We start from the raw sequence: 15900 nt of genomic DNA on the forward strand, positions 1-15900 counted from the left end.
GAATAAAATATAAGGAGGATATACCATGTTTAACAAAAAACAAACATTCGTAACAACGGTAACAACTTTAACACTAGGATGTGGACTTACATTCGGATTAACACCGGCCTTTGCAGATTCTAACAAGATTTCCGCCAATAATATTCCTGTTCATACTATTCAGAACCAAGAACAAGAACCTTTTACTGGATATGTCATTTCAGTAGAGAACAATTATTTAGTAGTTGCAGCTACGCCTACAAAAGATGAAGCTCTTGCTTATCAACATGATTGGTGGGATCTAGTTTCTCAAAATAAGATTTTAAGAGTTCCTGTTTCAGATGATGAAAACTACACATTAGGTGAGAAATTAAATGTATATGCAGCTGCATGGACTAAATCCCTACCACCAATAGCTGTTATGCCTACAATTGAAAAAGTATTTCAATAGGTAATATTTCCAATAATTAAGCTATCCCATATAAAAAGGAGTCGAATAACGACTCCTTTTTATATTCTACATTCCCTTGGATTCCTTACCTTCTCGTACCCCTAATATTTAATAACATGCTTCTTTCTCCCTAGCTAAAGATGATATAGAGGTTATGTCACTCGCTTCTTTCCTTTCTTCTATGGAAGTAGCTATTATACTAGTCGAGTATCAAACATCATCATTATTTTATAGAACAAATAAGACATCTTCTTAATTCATGCTCTAATTAAAAAAGAGATCTAATACATATCTCTTTATAAAACATATTTAAAAATAAAAACCAAAGGACAACAAGCATATCTCTTTTGTTGTCCTTTAGTTTTTATCGTTGCCTATTCCATATTGTACTAAATTTTTTATTTTACTCTATTATAGAATGAGAATAAAGTTTGATTAAAACATCAATCTGACTTAATTTTTTTCCTACCAAACTAAATTATGCTGTAAATTCCTTATCCATTTAGAATATAGTATTTAGTAATTCTTGTTCTGGACTGAATTTTTTAGTATTATAGCCATCGATTAAACTTCCTTATGTATATTCTCTTTATAAATTGAGTAACTAAAGCATACATTGTTAAAATTCCCAATAACCACAGAAAATAATAAAATGGAAGTGGGGTTAAACCAATTTGAGTACTTAAACTGGTAAATGGAAGGGAAATCCCTATAAACATAACCAAGCCTGTAAGCATCAAAACTGGCCTAGCAGCCGTACTTTGTAGGAAAGGGATATGTTGAGTACGAATCATATGCACAATTAATAATTGTGTTAATAACCCTACTACGAACCAACCCGTTTGAAATAAGGATTGCATCTCAGGAATATTTGCACCAAATACATTCCACATTACGATAAAAATGATTATATCAAAAACACTACTTACCGGCCCAATAAAAATAATAAAACGAAATAAATCTTTTGTATCCCAACTTCTTGGTTTTATTAAAAATTCATTGTCTACTTTATCCCACGGAATTGAAAGTTGGGATAGATTATATAGTAAGTTTTGACATAATATTTGAATTGGTAGCATTGGAAGAAAAGGAAGAAATGCACTAGCAATTAATAAACTTAATACATTTCCAAAATTTGAACTTGCTGTCATCTTAATATACTTCAGTATATTTCCAAACGTTGTCCGTCCTTCCACTATAGCATCTTCTAAAACATGTAAGTCTTTTTCTATAAGTATAATATCTGAACTCTCTTTAACAATATCATCTGCTGTATGGATAGATACACCAACGTCAGACTGTTTTAAGGCAAACACATCGTTAATTCCATCCCCTATAAACCCGACTGTATGACCATTCATTTGAAGTGCCTTTATAATACGGAATTTTTGACTAGGATTTAATTTTGCAAACACACTTGTTTTACTTGCAAGTTTTCCTAATACCTTATCAGGAAGACTATCAATTTCATAACCCAGTACTGGTTCTCCTATATACAAGCCCATTTTCCTACATACATTTCTTGTCACGGACTCGTTATCACCTGTTAAAATTTTCACTTGTACTCCTTTCTTTTGTAGAGTATGAAGTGCAGCGATAGCCGATTGTTTGGGTGGATTTAAAAAACCTACATATCCAACGAGTATCATATCTGATTCATCATTTATAGAATAACTTCCCACTTTATCACTATTTAATTGTTTATATGCAACTGCAACAACTCGCATCCCCTGCTCTTGCCAGAGTTCAATTAGGTGTTTATTTCTACGCTGGATTTCATCTGTAATAGGAATTATCTTATTATTTTCTTTTATAAAACTACAAATTGATACAACTTCTCTAACTGCACCTTTACAAAGCATTATTCGTTCGTTAGCATTTTTTTCTATAACAACTGAAACTCTTCTTCTATCAAAATCAAATAGACATTCATCTATTTTGGAGTATTGAGACAAATCATATTTACTACTATCTTTTACATAACGTATAACTGATAAATCAATTTCATTTTTATTATTTGTATGGAAGTAACTATTTATATACGCTAATCTTAAAACCTCATCCGACTTCTCTCCATTTGTATCTGTATGGCGTACCAGATCCATCTTATTTTCTGTCAACGTGCCTGTTTTGTCGGTACAGAGAATATCAATAGCTCCAAGGTTATGAATAGAAGATAGTTGTTTTACAAGTACCTTTTTTTTACTCATATTAATAGAGCCTTTAGCTAAATTAGCTGTTACAATCATTGGAAGCATTTCTGGAGTGAGTCCAATTGCTATAGCAATTGCAAATAAAAAAGCCTCATACCAATTTCCATTAATACCCCCATGGATTATCATGACAATAGGAGTCATGATGATCATAAATTTAATTAATAGCCAACTAACTTTGCTTACCCCTTTATCGAATTTAGAATCAGATTTCTTGTTCATCTTAACCTGATTCTTTGCTATTGAACCAAAGTAAGTATCTGTTCCAGTACCTACAACTATTACTTTTGCTGTACCACTTATAATATGAGTTCCCATAAAACAGAGATTTTCTAATTCAATTAAATTTTGGATTTTTCTAATTTTACGTTTTTTGTACATATGGAAATACTGATTTGATTTTTCAACGGGTAATGCTTCTCCTGTTAGAGATGATTGATTTACAAGTAAATTTTCTGATGAGATAATCCGTACATCTGCAGGCACAATATTTCCAGCAGATAATTCTATAATATCCCCTGGTACAAGATCCTCAAGACCAATTTGTAACTTTCCACTTTCCTCCAATAAAGTTCTCTTATTTTCTTTATAAGGAATATTTCCCTTCCTGAGAACAGTTACCTTTTCATATACAAGATTTTTTAATCTTTCTATAGACTTCTGAGAACGAATTTCTTGTATGAACCGAATTAATACGCTTAACGTCACCATGATTCCCACAATAATAGTACCTTTTATATCATTGGTAAAAAAAGATAACATTCCTAATATAATTAGAAGAGAAATAAACGGACTTCTAAAAGAATTAAATAATGTTATATACCATTTTATTCTTTTTTGAGAAACTACTTTATTTTCTCCATACACTTCAAGCCTCTTAGTAGCTTCCTCGTGAGACAGCCCTTGAGACGTTGTTTTAAAAAAATCTAACGTTGATTTAACATCACTTTTTGCAATTTCAATTAGCATATTATAATTTTTGCTTAATACTTCCTGTTTATAAAAATATTTTTTATTAGATCTCAACAAATTTACCTCCTATCCAAATAAATAGAATTCCCCTGTTTTAAAAAAATAATTATAAAACTACATTTTTATAATTACTCTGAATTTTCAATTAAATTCAGAAGTTCAATAGCACTTAAATAGTATTATTCTCACCATAAATAGTAATTTTTATTTATAAGTTCCCTCTTATTAGCAACAAAAAACTACTATAGCCATAATTTTCAACTGCAACAATTGAGCTAGCACTATACATAATCAAAATTCCAAATACAATTGTAATGATAAGCGAAAACACCAACGGATATTCCAGTAACTTGAATACTTTTTTCATTTCTATTCTCTCTTTCTCTATACTTCCAACGAGTTTGTCTACAAACTTTGCGGGAACGAACTTAGGTATAAAAAAAACTTAATATAAGTTTCTTATAACCCTAGTAACATTTTTGCAATGGTAAAGTACAGAATTAACCCCGTTCCATCGACTAATGTCGTAATGAACGGACCTGAGATAACAGCTGGATCCAGCTTTAACTTATTTAAAATCAAGGGTAATACAGATGAAACAATGGACGACCAAATAACAATGAACAATCCAGTAATAGCTACAACTTGCGCGACTTCTGTACCTACGCCTAAAGTGTACGCACGAATTAATGCTGCCACGGCTAATGTAAGCCCTAGTAAAAGGCCTACTAATGCTTCTTTTTTCATAACACGAAATATATCTTTAAATTTCACCTCATTTAGAGCTACAGCTCGAACCAATGTAGTTACGACCTGTGTACCTGTATTTCCACCAGTTCCAATTAACAACGGAATAAAGAAAGCCAGTGCAACTACATGAGTTAATGTTTCTTCATAATGCCGAAGTACAGAACCAGTATATGCTTCTGCTACAAACAGAAGTAATAACCAACCTATACGTTTACGGTATATTTGCCAAATAGAAGTTTCGAAATATGGCTTATCTAATGGGGTGCTCCCTCCTAATTTTTGAATATCTTCAGTTGCTTCTTCTTCGAAAACATCCATTGCATCATCGAAGGTTATAATACCTATCATCCGATTATCCATCGTTGTTACAGGTATAGCGGATAAATCATAATCCATTAGTTTTTGTACGGCTTCCTGTTGGTCTAGGTTCACTGAAACTGAAATAACATCTGATGCCATTATCGATGATAAAGTTTTATCATCTGAAGCTAGCAATAATTCACGAATAGAAACAATTCCATTAAGCTGACCACGTGTATCCAGAACATAAATATACGAAATTGATTCAACCCCTGCCCCAATTTTTCTAATATGCGACAGCGTATCTTTCACTTTCCAATTTTCCCTGGCAGCAATATAGTCAATTGTCATCAAACTGCCCGCTGTTCCAGATTGAAAAACCAGCAGACTTCTAATTCTTTGTTGAGATTCTTCAGACAAAAGTTGTATAAGTTTTTCAGCCTGAAGTGGATGAATTGAAAGAATTACATCAACAAGGTCATCAATAGATTGCCTAGCTAATAGCTCTTCTCCTCTATCCACAGGCAAATTGGTACAAATATTATATTGCTCCTCTGGTGTAAGATAACTGAGAATTTTCGCACCTTTTTCAGTAGGAAAACATTTTATTAAAGATATCTGATCTTTATGTTGAAAACCTTTTATTTCCATTGCAATATCGTAGGATTGAATTTTTATAAGCTCTTGCACTAAGTGTGTATCTTTTGTTGCTAATAATTGTTGTAAGCATTCTTTCATCGTAATTCCTCCTTAAGGACAGTGGTACTTGGTATCATTTTCCCACTTCTAGGAAAACTAATTTCTTCATAAATATGGGATCAATATCATCAATCATTAGTCTTCCCCCCTTTTATAAAAGATTTATTACAAATAAAATTTTGCATATAAAAAACCTCCCTTAGTAATTCAACTAAAGGAGGTTGCTAAAAAAGACATAGCTAAATAAAGCTCATTCCCCCTAGTTGAGTTTTGGCACTATACAACGTAAAGGATGAATCATTCATCACTTAGCTATCTTAAGAAGAGCCTTAATCCGACAATTCCTGTTCTACCCATTGGCATCTTTCGATATTTTTGGGCAATAGCCTGTGTTTGTATAGGAGCCTCACCTAACAGGTCATAGATATCTCAAATTTTTTGTTCGTTTCGTGTTAAAGCATATCTACTATTTTTGAACTTGTCAAGTAATAACAGAACTTATTTTTTCAATTAAGACAATATCAACAACAATAGTAATTTACATAATGCCAATTCCATCGTCTTACGCTATGATTGGCTGACCGTTTCCATCAAATTGTTTCCATTCATATTCTAGCTACCGCTTTTACAACTTCAGGAGGAACATTTTCTTTTAATAATGCGTTATGAGGCTTTACTCCTCTTCTAAAATAGCGTAATAATATTCGTCCCACCATTCATTCCCATGTGGTATACACTTCCTGAAATAGCCTTCTCTTCTCATTCCAATCTTCTCCATCACTCGATATGATGGTATATTCTGTGGCTGACATGTAGCTATAATTCTATGTAACTTCAATTCCTTAAACCCATATTCCAATGTAGCTTGTGCTGCTTCAGAAGCATATCCTTTATTGAAATATTCAGGGTTGAACACCCAACCAATCTCATAAGTATGCTCACCAAAGTATTTATGAAAAACTATATGACCAATCAAAATATCTTTATCAATTAATACTACAGGAAAGTTCTTAGCGTTTTCACCAATATTTTCATTTACAAAGTTTTTTGTATCTTCTTCAGTAAAAAAACCTTCAGGTATGTATTTCATAACATTGATATCTGATGTATACTCATGAACAGCTTGCCAATCTTTGAACTCAAATTTTCGTATTAATAATCTTTCTGTTTTTATAAACATTTACTTTTCCCCCTCAAAAAATTGCAACTATATTTTAAATCCTCATTTAATCCTTAAACTAAAAAGAACTTGTAGGAATCTCTACAAGTTCTTTTTAGTTTAAGGTGAATATACGGGCCAAACAAACTATCTTACAGATTGACTGTAGAAATTTTAGGGGTAATGCTTTGACAAATATATTATATAACAAATATTAACATCTATAGGATTTATTTTTAAAAATCATATGAATTAAGAAAGGAAGTAGTTTTTTTCTTAGATACTATTATTAATAACTGGGTATCATTATATTTCATTCTGCAACTTATTTAGAAGAACTATGTACATTTCGAAGAAGTTTTTCAATAAGTTTTGTTTTTTCATTTACCTTTGTGGCATATGTGAAATCACCATAACAATATGGATACCTAAAATTATTTTTATTTCCACCACAAGTATACATCGCTGGATTTTGATCAACTTTCATCTTAGAAAACTTTTTGGCTGAATCCTCCGAGTGTTGTTTAACTTCTTGACTAGCAACAAAATCAATATACCCTGGCCCCATATTATAGCTTTGAATAATTGTATCCATGCTAACATCCTTGTCCGTTCCATATTTGTACATTTTAGCAAAGTGTTTTACCCCTTGTTCAATGCTCAAGCTTGTCTCTTGAATTTCATTTGGCTTTAATCCAAGTGATTCGGATGACTGCATAGGATCGTTTCCCTCACCTCTACTCTCTTGGTACATAATTCCTAATAAAACTGCTGTTTTCTCTCCTAAATTATATTTTTCTAATTCTTTTTTCAAGGTAGATTCATATTGCAATACACGTTTTTCGGTGGCTAGCGCTTTATTTTTTTGAATATTGGTTTTATGATTAAAATATAGCATTCCAAGTATTATTCCTAAGCCTAAAATACTAATAAGGAACACTTTTATAATTTGTTTTTTACTTGTATCCTTCATATATTCCTCCTCGTATAAAAAATTTAATTTTTCAAAGGTAATTGGTTATTTACAAACTATGTAATGAACATCTATCTCCCGCCCTTTTTAGACTCAAACATCAATACTTTAAGGTTTTAAGTTTAATATAAAAATTTAAAGATAAGGTAAAGATAAGATAAAGATAAGATAAAGGGCATTTTTTATACGTACTTTAAAAGATATTGGTACAAAGGGGTATGTGGGGAAATTTGTTGATATAAATGGATTTAGTAATAATGGAAAGGTTAACGTACAAATTATTAATAATGGAGGTATCATTCCAGATGATTTACCCTATCTTTTCAATATGCTTTATATAAAAACTACAACATAACATATAATAAAAAAACGGCGAACCCTCGACGTAGGAGAATCCACCATCACAAATAAATGATTATTTCACACCTAGTTTTTCTTTTACTTTCTTAGGAAGCTCATCTTCCTGCACTTCCTCCCAAGCTGTTACACCTTTTTTATCTAAATGATATACACGTAGGAATGCTTCTTTACGAAGATTCTTTTGTGCGATAAATTCTAACTCTTTTTCTTTACCTTCCTTATCAAAACCCGATAATGTATATTCATACTCCTTTCCCATCACTTTACCATCCATAGATTTTGAAACTCCTCCTTTTCCATCCATATTAATTTGAACGTAATATTCACCTTTACCAATACGGTTGATATCACACCAAACTAAAACACTTGCAAATACAACTTCCTTATTTTTTACGTACCTGTATATTTTTATCTTTTTACTCACTTTTATTTTTCTTTCTTAACTAACTTATTTAAGATAATCTCATATAAATTACTTAACGAATTAATGCTATTTGCGACATAAAAAAAGAGAGGCGTCTGCCCCCTCTTAGAAGTGAAATTCAACTTGCTGTTCTTTTGTAATTGTCTCATCCCCTCAGGATTAACTGTGTCGCTAAAGAGTAACTTAGCTGATATAATCTCCTCAAGCTTACTCTTAATGAATAGACCTACGCTACCTTCTTTCTTCACCTTCCCATAGAATTTGTTAGCATTCTCATCTTTCTCCTAACTAAGATCTTTTACTTTTACTAATTTCATATGAGAAATCCCCTCCAAATGTACACACTAAGAATGAGATTTGATAGAAGATACTTGTCTACATTTTAACTTTTCCTATTAAAACTGGAATATTTGGTAAAATGTATTAAACACGCAAATAACTTGATATCGTATCTCATGATTTTAATAATGATTCTGTTTTTCATTGTAGTAAGGTTGTTTATCTCATATTGAATTACCTTTCATTTTTCTTACAGGTTCGCAATATTTTTGAAAAGACAGTTTATAAAGCCGAGAATTATTATTTTTTAAGAGATAGCATTGAGGAGTTTTTCATATGCACTGTACTATACGGTACTAGATTCCCGTACAGATTTCATTTACAATTCATTGTATTTTCTTTACCATTTACCAAGTTAAAATGGAACAAATTTATTACTTAGAGTGTCTATTATGTGTATCCCTAAAAATATGAAAGGACTTATTATTCCCCAAAGTAAAGTGATGTAAAAAAGTGTGTATTGAGATACTTCATTTAAATGTTACGAGTTTAATACTTTCACGGGTAAACTATAAAAAAAGAAACACCCTAAACAGCAACTGTTCATTCATATAAACGCTTTGGTTCTGCTTAGCCTGTTAAAATTCAACTTCAGAAGTATCGGTATCCAACACCCGCTTTAATTAACATCGGTATTTAAAATACCAAAACAAAATCCATATATCGTTGAAAGAGGTTGAAAATTCATGTACGTTTTAAACAAGTTCTTTACCTACAAAAAGATTGTACCCGTCGTATTACTTTCATGTGTAACACTAATAGGGTGTTCTAATAGTAATACTCCATCTGAACCACCTAAGCAAACAAAGCAAACAAAGCAAACAAAACAAATAAAGCAAATTAAACAAGAAAATACAGGTCATGATTCTTTTGCTAAGCTTGAAAAAGAATATAATGCTAAGCTTGGTATTTATGCTCTGGATACAGGTACAAATCAAACTATTGCTTATCATTCAAATGATCGTTTTGCATTTGCCTCTACATCTAAATCATTAGCAGCGGGAGCTCTTTTACGTCAGAACTCAATAGAAGCTCTTGATGAAGGGATTACGTATACGCGTGAAGACCTTTCTAATTATAATCCAATTACAAAAAAGCATGTGTATACAGGAATGACGTTAAAAGAACTTGCAGATGCTTCTGTTCGATATAGTGACAGTACGGCACATAATTTAATTCTTAAAAAGTTAGGTGGTCCATCCGCATTTGAAAAAATCTTGAGAGAAACGGGAGATACGGTTACTAAATCTGAACGATTTGAACCTGAATTAAATGAAGTACATCCTGGAGAAACGCGCGATACCAGTACACCAGAAGCGATCGCTAAGACACTTCAATCATTTACATTAGGATCTGCACTTCCAACAGAGAAACGTGAATTATTAGTAGATTGGATGAAGAGAAATACGACTGGAGATAAGTTGATTCGTGCGGGCGTACCAAAAGGATGGGAAGTAGCTGATAAAACAGGCGCAGGATCTTATGGAACAAGGAATGATATTGCAATTATTTGGCCACCAAATAAAAAACCAATTGTTCTTGCCATCCTTTCTAATCATGATAAAAAAGATGCAGAATATGATGATAAGCTTATTGCAGACACAACTAAAGTCGTATTAGATACTTTAAAAGTTACGAATAAAAACTAATAAATTAATAGTTTTCCGTGGTTAGGGGACATATTCTCTAATAAGAGTAACCATACATGAACGTCAAATGATGCTAAAAAAAGAAAAAACACGCAGTTCCATTTGGAATTGCGTGTTTTTATTTTGCTAATTTTTTTTGGATAACCGCTTGTGTCATCCAGTGCTGATTAGTTTGCACATGGTCTTTTCGAACAAATGCCCCTATGGATTTTGAAAAATCATTATAGTGAAACGCATCCGTTAATCTAAGTACATACCCCTCCTGAATCCCTCCAAAGAGTGAAGTACCGTTGTAGCACGAACGAATTACCTTTTCATTATAGGGGCCACGATATAACACTGGAACGTGTGCAAGGCCTAACTTTTTACACCATGCAACTGCTGCATCCCACGATAAACATTCATTTTTCTCATTCTATATTGAAAAGACATAAAAATAGGACGTCAGTGCTGTGTAGTGAATGCCATGACAAGCATACACATTTTCACCACATATCCTCCAGCCTTCTGGAATTCTATCCCCCCATACTTCCTTGTAACTTTTTTACCCATGTTCTCGATGGGTTATGACCACTTGATAACGACCTTGCATGAATAGCATCTTTATAAAGAGATGTATTTTCACCATCTAACTTCGTACGATTAATTACTTCCTGTAGTAGCCTTTCTACTGTATCTATTTTATCTCATTTGGTTTTCTCAATATTCTTTACTTCTATTTTTTGATTGTTATAACTGGCACTTTCTTAGTATCAGAAATTTCACTGTAACCATAATAAAGTAGAAAAAACAATAAAATAATTGTCCAAATAAATATAAACACTTTATAACTATACTTCATATGAAAAACCTCATTTTCCCTATATAAGTGAATGTACATACACCTTATAAATCCTATTACATAAATTATTGGATATTGCAGTAGTAGAGAATCATTAAGTATTAGAAATTGTTATTCATAAACATATCCAAGAAATCTTCAAAAAATATCATCTAGACATTTTAACATTTCATAAAAATGCACAGATAATATTTTTACGTTTAGCTAAGTAATGCTTATTATGTAATAAATCCTTATCTCTATTTCACCTTAATATTTATATGTACAAGAGTCTGTGTAGCAACTAGGCTGTACTTTAAATATGTACTAAATTGTGTGTGGGAAAGGAAGCACATTTTATTTAAAGTTGTTACTTTGAACCCTTTAATTAGTTGGTAGTCTTCTTCATTCAGACAGAAAGGAAATTTAAAGTGTGCACGTATTTTCAACTCAGACTCTTTACTACACACACTCCTATACACATAAAACATCTATACCTTTCGTAACATTAAGGAAACAAAAGGAAATGATATAGAAATAATTATAATATTTCGTAACAACCTTGTAACACAAATGTAACACAATACATTTAATCGTACAATACTTTTTTAGCTAATTATCAACAAAGCATTGTTAATATCGTTCAAATTTAATAATGTTCCCATAAAGTAATACATATTGTTTGTGAAGTGTTTTTTCAAAATATAACGAAACCTACCATGACGGAGGAATGTTAATTCAATTTAAGAATAAATGGATTGATACCTTTCTAGCTTTTGTATCCCAATCATAGTATAGAGAGGATTATGGTTATCCAATAAATGTATGTGAACATATACAAGCTAAGCCTTCTAAATAATTACTGTAACTAAAAAAACAAGTAATTATACTTGTTTTTTTAGTTTACTTTCCAATATCGCAACAGTTTTATGTGCTCTCTTTTCCTGTCTACATTATTGGATGCATATCTTACTAAAGATAGCTTCTTTTTTTATGATTCTATTGAAGTAATTAATTGCTGACGTTCTTTATCTCTATAAATTTTCATTTCATGTTTAAACTCGTAATTTCCTACTTCAAATCTAGCCCATTCCTTACTTGTCCAATATACTACATCTACATTTTCTTTTAAGATTGCAGAACACACATCCACTAATTCATCTTTGTAAAATGGAGCTTCTTTTGCTAATTCAAAAGCAAGCACTTTTGGATCCTTAGTTTTAATTTGAAGTTCCCTAGAGGTTTGCCCTAAATACTGCCATGGCGATGGTATTGATTGAACTTGGGCATCTCCCCTATCTTGAAACTGTGATGGAGAATAATTTGTTGAAGCAAATGTAGGTTTACTTACTCCTATTGCTGTTCCTAAAACAATAGAACCAATAATAAGTTTTTTAATCATTTTTTCAGCCCCTTTAATAATTTTGGATATGCTTCATTTTTATACCACGTTCACAGTCATGTAAATAAAGATAATTTGACATAATTCTGCGTTTTCCTCGAAAAATGCATATTAATTACACACCTTAAATTTACCGAAAACAAAATTGTTGGTTAATGTAAACTTTCTTGTCGTAAGTATACAATTTTTGTATAAAAATTAGTTTTTAAAATATTTGCATACTTATTGATAAAGCTTCCTGCCATACCTTATTCGAAGCCAATTTACCTCTACCTACTCACTTCGCATTCCTTGAAAAAGGAATCTTCTTGACTAAAACGATAAAAAAGTTGGGGATTTCCCCAACTTTTTTATACGTTTATTGTCTTATTAATCCTGTAGATGTAACCCGATATGTTCTTTTCTTTCCGATATATTCCTGTTTTCCATTCTCAAGGTTAGTTAAAGTCGCGCGTGTTTTTTCCTTTGCTGCTTCCCCTTCTATATGAGTAAATTCTATATAATCTCCCTCTTTTACAGGTACTGTTTGGGTTTCAGCATTTTGTTGTCTATTTCCCATAATTTCCTTATTGTACATAACGCTACCAGATGAGTTCTGGACTTTAATACTTGCATATGTGCTATTGAAATAAGAATGCGGTACACCAGCTTCTAATATTCGCTTTAAAACTTAGATATATTTAATATTTTTTTCACTACTATTATTAATCAAATTATAGTATTTTGTATTAAAATCTTATGATTTAGGACTAAATAACTTAATTGATCACACTATTTGACTCAGAATTGTTTACCAGAAAAACGTTATGTAAACTTTCTATTTTGTCAATTAGACAAAATAGTTTATTTGCTGGTACCTTATCATTAGCTAGAAAGAGCCTACTAAAAAAACGTAGACTCCTTTAGGTATCTAAACATTACATATATTTCAAACGTAGATTCCTCTAACGTTAACACCTGCCCAATTCCAGCGTTGTTTACAAGGATATCAAATGTAGTATCACCTATATATTTTTGAAGAGATTGATCCATCATTGAATACAATATATTAATGCCATTAAAAGTACTTAAGTCTGCACGAATCGCAAATACGGAACCGCCATCTTTTTTAATTTTATCCACTACACTTTCTGCTTCTTCTTTTCTTTTACTATAGTGAACAACGACTAACGCACCAGCCCGTGCCAAATGTAAGGCAATACTTCGACCTATCCCCCTACTAGCCCCTGTTACTAATGCAATTTTCCCCTTCAATTTATTCATCTCATCATCCCCTGGTTTAAAAAAATCTACTTAGTTATATCACAAGATACCCTTTGAAATGTTGCTCACTAATTTGATATCCATAAAACCAAAAGGCCCACTCATAATTATAAAAGTCGGCCTTTTCACTTCACATATTCATTAGCTTTACATACAGCATCCCCAACTGTTATGTACTTTGTACTAAGTATAATAAAGACTCTAAATGGTATTATAGGTAAAGCCAACTTAAACTAAAGTTAATTCATATACATTTTGCTTAGAGTCTCTGCCTTTAAACAGTTCGTTTAGGATTCTATGCATATATTCAATAAAATTTCAGCAATGCCTGTATTTTTCATCTTTCATATTTTTCTTTATTAGCTATGAGTATACTTAAAAAACTAAAAACTATTTGATAATCTTTTAGAATCTAACTTTCTTTTAATACTATTTGCTATTTCTTCAATATTTTCATTTAGAAAGAAATGATTACCTTCAAAAGAATGAAAAGTACACGTTTTACTTGTGTATCGTTCCCATTTTATTACTTGATCATATGTAGTAAATTCATCATTTTCCCCATTAAATATAAGAAAATCAATATCACATGGTTGTGTATTTTTGTCATGAATATACGTCTCAACGATTTTAAAATCTGCTCTTAGAATAGGGAGAAAAATCTCCATTAATTCTTCTGATTGCAGTACCCCAGATGGTGTACCTCCCATTGCAATAACTTCTCTTTTAAATTGCTCATTAGAAAGATTATGTCGGATATTTTTTATTTTACTATTTGGATGATTTCTACCGGACAAAACAAGAAATTCAGGCGATACGTTTTTAGAATCTTTTATTTTTCTGGCTAATTCATAGGCGATCAAACTTCCCATGCTATGCCCGAATAGAATGTAGGGCGAATCATCTATCTGCATAACTATTTTATTGTAGACATCATTTACTGCCTCTTCCATACTTTGGTACAAGTTTTCTTCAATTCTATATCCTCTACCAGCTAGCTCTATCGGGACTACCTCAATATATGGATTAAAGTGATTTTTCCATTTTGCGTAACTAAACGCAGATCCCCCAGCATGTGGAAAGCAAAAAAGTTTAGTCTTCTGCATTGATTTTCTCCTTACTTTCAAATTTGTATATATTTTGGCAAATTGCATAAATGTCTTTAATTATTATCTCTTGCGGAAATTCATCCCTTGTTGCACAAGCAGATAACTTATAATTTGGATCAATGTTATATTGTTTAAAGTAAAAGTTTTTAGGTATATTCTTGTATGAAATTAAAGTTCGTGATTCTTTTTTTATAGAGAATGAATTTAATGGGGTATAAAGCCCTTTTCCAATCGTTTTTATATAGCTTTCTTTTAATGTCCATAAATCAAAAAAACAATTAATTTGTTCATCAGAATTCATATTAGATATATCATAAAATTCATCCGCTGAAAAAAATTCTTTTGCTAATTTAAGAGCCTCTATCTCTGAAGTCTTTTCTATATCAATACCCACATTAAAATTAGCAGTAGTACAAACCACCCATTCTCCTGAATGTGACAGATTAAAATGAAAGTCAGAAAAATTTTCAACAAAAGGTTTTCCATACTCATTATATTTAAATCTAATTTCTTCATTATTAATTTTATACTTTTGGCAGATTAGAGATCGGATTAGTAAATCCCCTATCAGGGTCCTATTAACGTCACATGAGTTTAATAAACGCTTCATTCGTTCTTTCTTCTCATTTGAAACCAAGTTACTAAGTTGCTTAAACAAATGACTTTCAATATTCTTTGGTATTTTCACAGCTTGAATGTGTATGATAAATCACTTCCTTTTTTAAAGATGGCTTCATATATGTGCGTTACATAAATTCAAATTAACTTTATTAAATTGCAAATACAATAGAAAAGGTGCATATTTACATATCAATGAAAATATACACCTTTCCTCAATAATATCATCAAAGCATTAGTTTCTATTACAAAAAATAGAGAGGATTTACATCATTCTATGAGCAACTCATATAGGTTTCTATGTCTCTATCAAGTAAATTTTCCATTATCCTCTTAAAAATTAATACTCTTGATATATTCATTATTGCCTACACTTTATTTGCAGTTATTGGTCTCCCCTTTTCATTCATAGCGTTGCAT

The 15900-nt window shown here is 31.4% G+C and carries 10 protein-coding genes, 4 pseudogenes and 1 riboswitch; of the genes and pseudogenes, 3 read left to right on the plus strand and 11 right to left on the minus strand.

Translation table 11 applies throughout. From position 1 onward, the window contains the following. Positions 1-25: 25 nt before the first annotated feature. Complete coding sequence (locus QCI79_RS00470; RefSeq protein WP_000482317.1) at positions 26-430, plus strand: DUF3221 domain-containing protein; 405 nt, start codon at positions 26-28, stop codon at positions 428-430. A 551-nt stretch (positions 431-981) separates the two neighbouring features. Here QCI79_RS00470 and mgtA read toward each other — a convergent pair. The 5 genes from mgtA to QCI79_RS00500 all read right to left on the minus strand — a co-directional run bounded on the left by mgtA (position 982) and on the right by QCI79_RS00500 (position 8268). Continuing rightward, the gene (mgtA, locus tag QCI79_RS00475) at positions 982-3672 is read right to left on the minus strand and encodes a magnesium-translocating P-type ATPase (RefSeq protein ID WP_002101013.1); all 2691 of its coding nucleotides are present in this window, start codon (positions 3670-3672) and stop codon (positions 982-984) included. Between the two features lie 402 nt (positions 3673-4074). Continuing rightward, positions 4075-5403, minus strand: a complete 1329-nt coding sequence (gene mgtE, locus QCI79_RS00480) for a magnesium transporter (RefSeq protein ID WP_000656647.1) — start codon at positions 5401-5403, stop codon at positions 4075-4077. A 209-nt stretch (positions 5404-5612) separates the two neighbouring features. Beyond that, a riboswitch (M-box (ykoK) riboswitch) is annotated at positions 5613-5789 on the minus strand. A 248-nt stretch (positions 5790-6037) separates the two neighbouring features. Next, a complete protein-coding gene (locus tag QCI79_RS00485) occupies positions 6038-6544 on the minus strand; it encodes a GNAT family N-acetyltransferase (protein WP_000470142.1) in 507 nt (168 codons plus the stop codon). A gap of 304 nt (positions 6545-6848) precedes the next feature. Continuing rightward, a complete protein-coding gene (locus tag QCI79_RS00490; protein ID WP_000655717.1) occupies positions 6849-7496 on the minus strand; it encodes a lysozyme family protein in 648 nt (215 codons plus the stop codon). A 415-nt stretch (positions 7497-7911) separates the two neighbouring features. After that, a complete protein-coding gene (locus QCI79_RS00500; protein WP_031303557.1) occupies positions 7912-8268 on the minus strand; it encodes a YxeA family protein in 357 nt (118 codons plus the stop codon). 1037 nt (positions 8269-9305) lie between these two features. On the opposite strand from QCI79_RS00500, the gene bla reads away from it, so the two are divergent. Further along, the gene (gene bla, locus QCI79_RS00505; protein ID WP_000289422.1) at positions 9306-10268 is read left to right on the plus strand and encodes a class A beta-lactamase; all 963 of its coding nucleotides are present in this window, start codon (positions 9306-9308) and stop codon (positions 10266-10268) included. Positions 10269-10386: 118 nt separating this feature from the next. Here bla and QCI79_RS00510 read toward each other — a convergent pair. Beyond that, positions 10387-10749: pseudogene (locus QCI79_RS00510) on the minus strand (RNA ligase family protein). A gap of 1045 nt (positions 10750-11794) precedes the next feature. On the opposite strand from QCI79_RS00510, the pseudogene QCI79_RS00515 reads away from it, so the two are divergent. Beyond that, a pseudogene (locus QCI79_RS00515) lies at positions 11795-11881 on the plus strand (DUF2278 family protein); the annotation flags it as partial. A 198-nt stretch (positions 11882-12079) separates the two neighbouring features. On the opposite strand, the gene QCI79_RS00520 reads toward QCI79_RS00515, so the two are convergent. The 5 genes and pseudogenes from QCI79_RS00520 to QCI79_RS00540 form a co-directional block, all read right to left on the minus strand. Further along, entirely contained in the window at positions 12080-12490 is a 411-nt protein-coding gene (locus QCI79_RS00520; RefSeq protein ID WP_000592188.1) for a hypothetical protein, read from the minus strand. Between the two features lie 358 nt (positions 12491-12848). Beyond that, positions 12849-13157 (minus strand): annotated as a pseudogene (locus QCI79_RS00525) (putative mucin/carbohydrate-binding domain-containing protein); the annotation flags it as partial. A gap of 254 nt (positions 13158-13411) precedes the next feature. Continuing rightward, positions 13412-13753: pseudogene (locus QCI79_RS00530) on the minus strand (SDR family NAD(P)-dependent oxidoreductase); the annotation flags it as partial. A 383-nt stretch (positions 13754-14136) separates the two neighbouring features. After that, complete coding sequence (locus QCI79_RS00535) at positions 14137-14859, minus strand: thioesterase II family protein (RefSeq protein ID WP_001172935.1); 723 nt, start codon at positions 14857-14859, stop codon at positions 14137-14139. Further along, positions 14846-15550 (minus strand): 4'-phosphopantetheinyl transferase family protein, encoded by a 705-nt coding sequence (locus QCI79_RS00540; protein ID WP_000701218.1) that lies wholly within the window; start codon positions 15548-15550, stop codon positions 14846-14848. Before QCI79_RS00540 ends, QCI79_RS00535 begins: the two co-directional genes overlap by 14 nt. Positions 15551-15900: the final 350 nt, after the last annotated feature.

The organism is Bacillus cereus group sp. MG1, assembly GCF_040460035.1.
GTDB lineage: Bacteria > Bacillota > Bacilli > Bacillales > Bacillaceae_G > Bacillus_A > Bacillus_A cereus.

Bases quoted from the DNA above. Each gene is read 5' to 3' on its own strand.
- QCI79_RS00470 (WP_000482317.1), top strand. From the start codon at position 26: ATGTTTAACAAAAAACAAACATTCGTAACAACGGTAACAACTTTAACA.
- mgtE (WP_000656647.1), bottom strand. From the start codon at position 5,403: ATGAAAGAATGCTTACAACAATTATTAGCAACAAAAGATACACACTTA.
- QCI79_RS00485 (WP_000470142.1), bottom strand. From the start codon at position 6,544: ATGTTTATAAAAACAGAAAGATTATTAATACGAAAATTTGAGTTCAAA.
- QCI79_RS00490 (WP_000655717.1), bottom strand. From the start codon at position 7,496: ATGAAGGATACAAGTAAAAAACAAATTATAAAAGTGTTCCTTATTAGT.
- bla (WP_000289422.1), top strand. From the start codon at position 9,306: ATGTACGTTTTAAACAAGTTCTTTACCTACAAAAAGATTGTACCCGTC.
- QCI79_RS00520 (WP_000592188.1), bottom strand. From the start codon at position 12,490: ATGATTAAAAAACTTATTATTGGTTCTATTGTTTTAGGAACAGCAATA.
- QCI79_RS00535 (WP_001172935.1), bottom strand. From the start codon at position 14,859: ATGCAGAAGACTAAACTTTTTTGCTTTCCACATGCTGGGGGATCTGCG.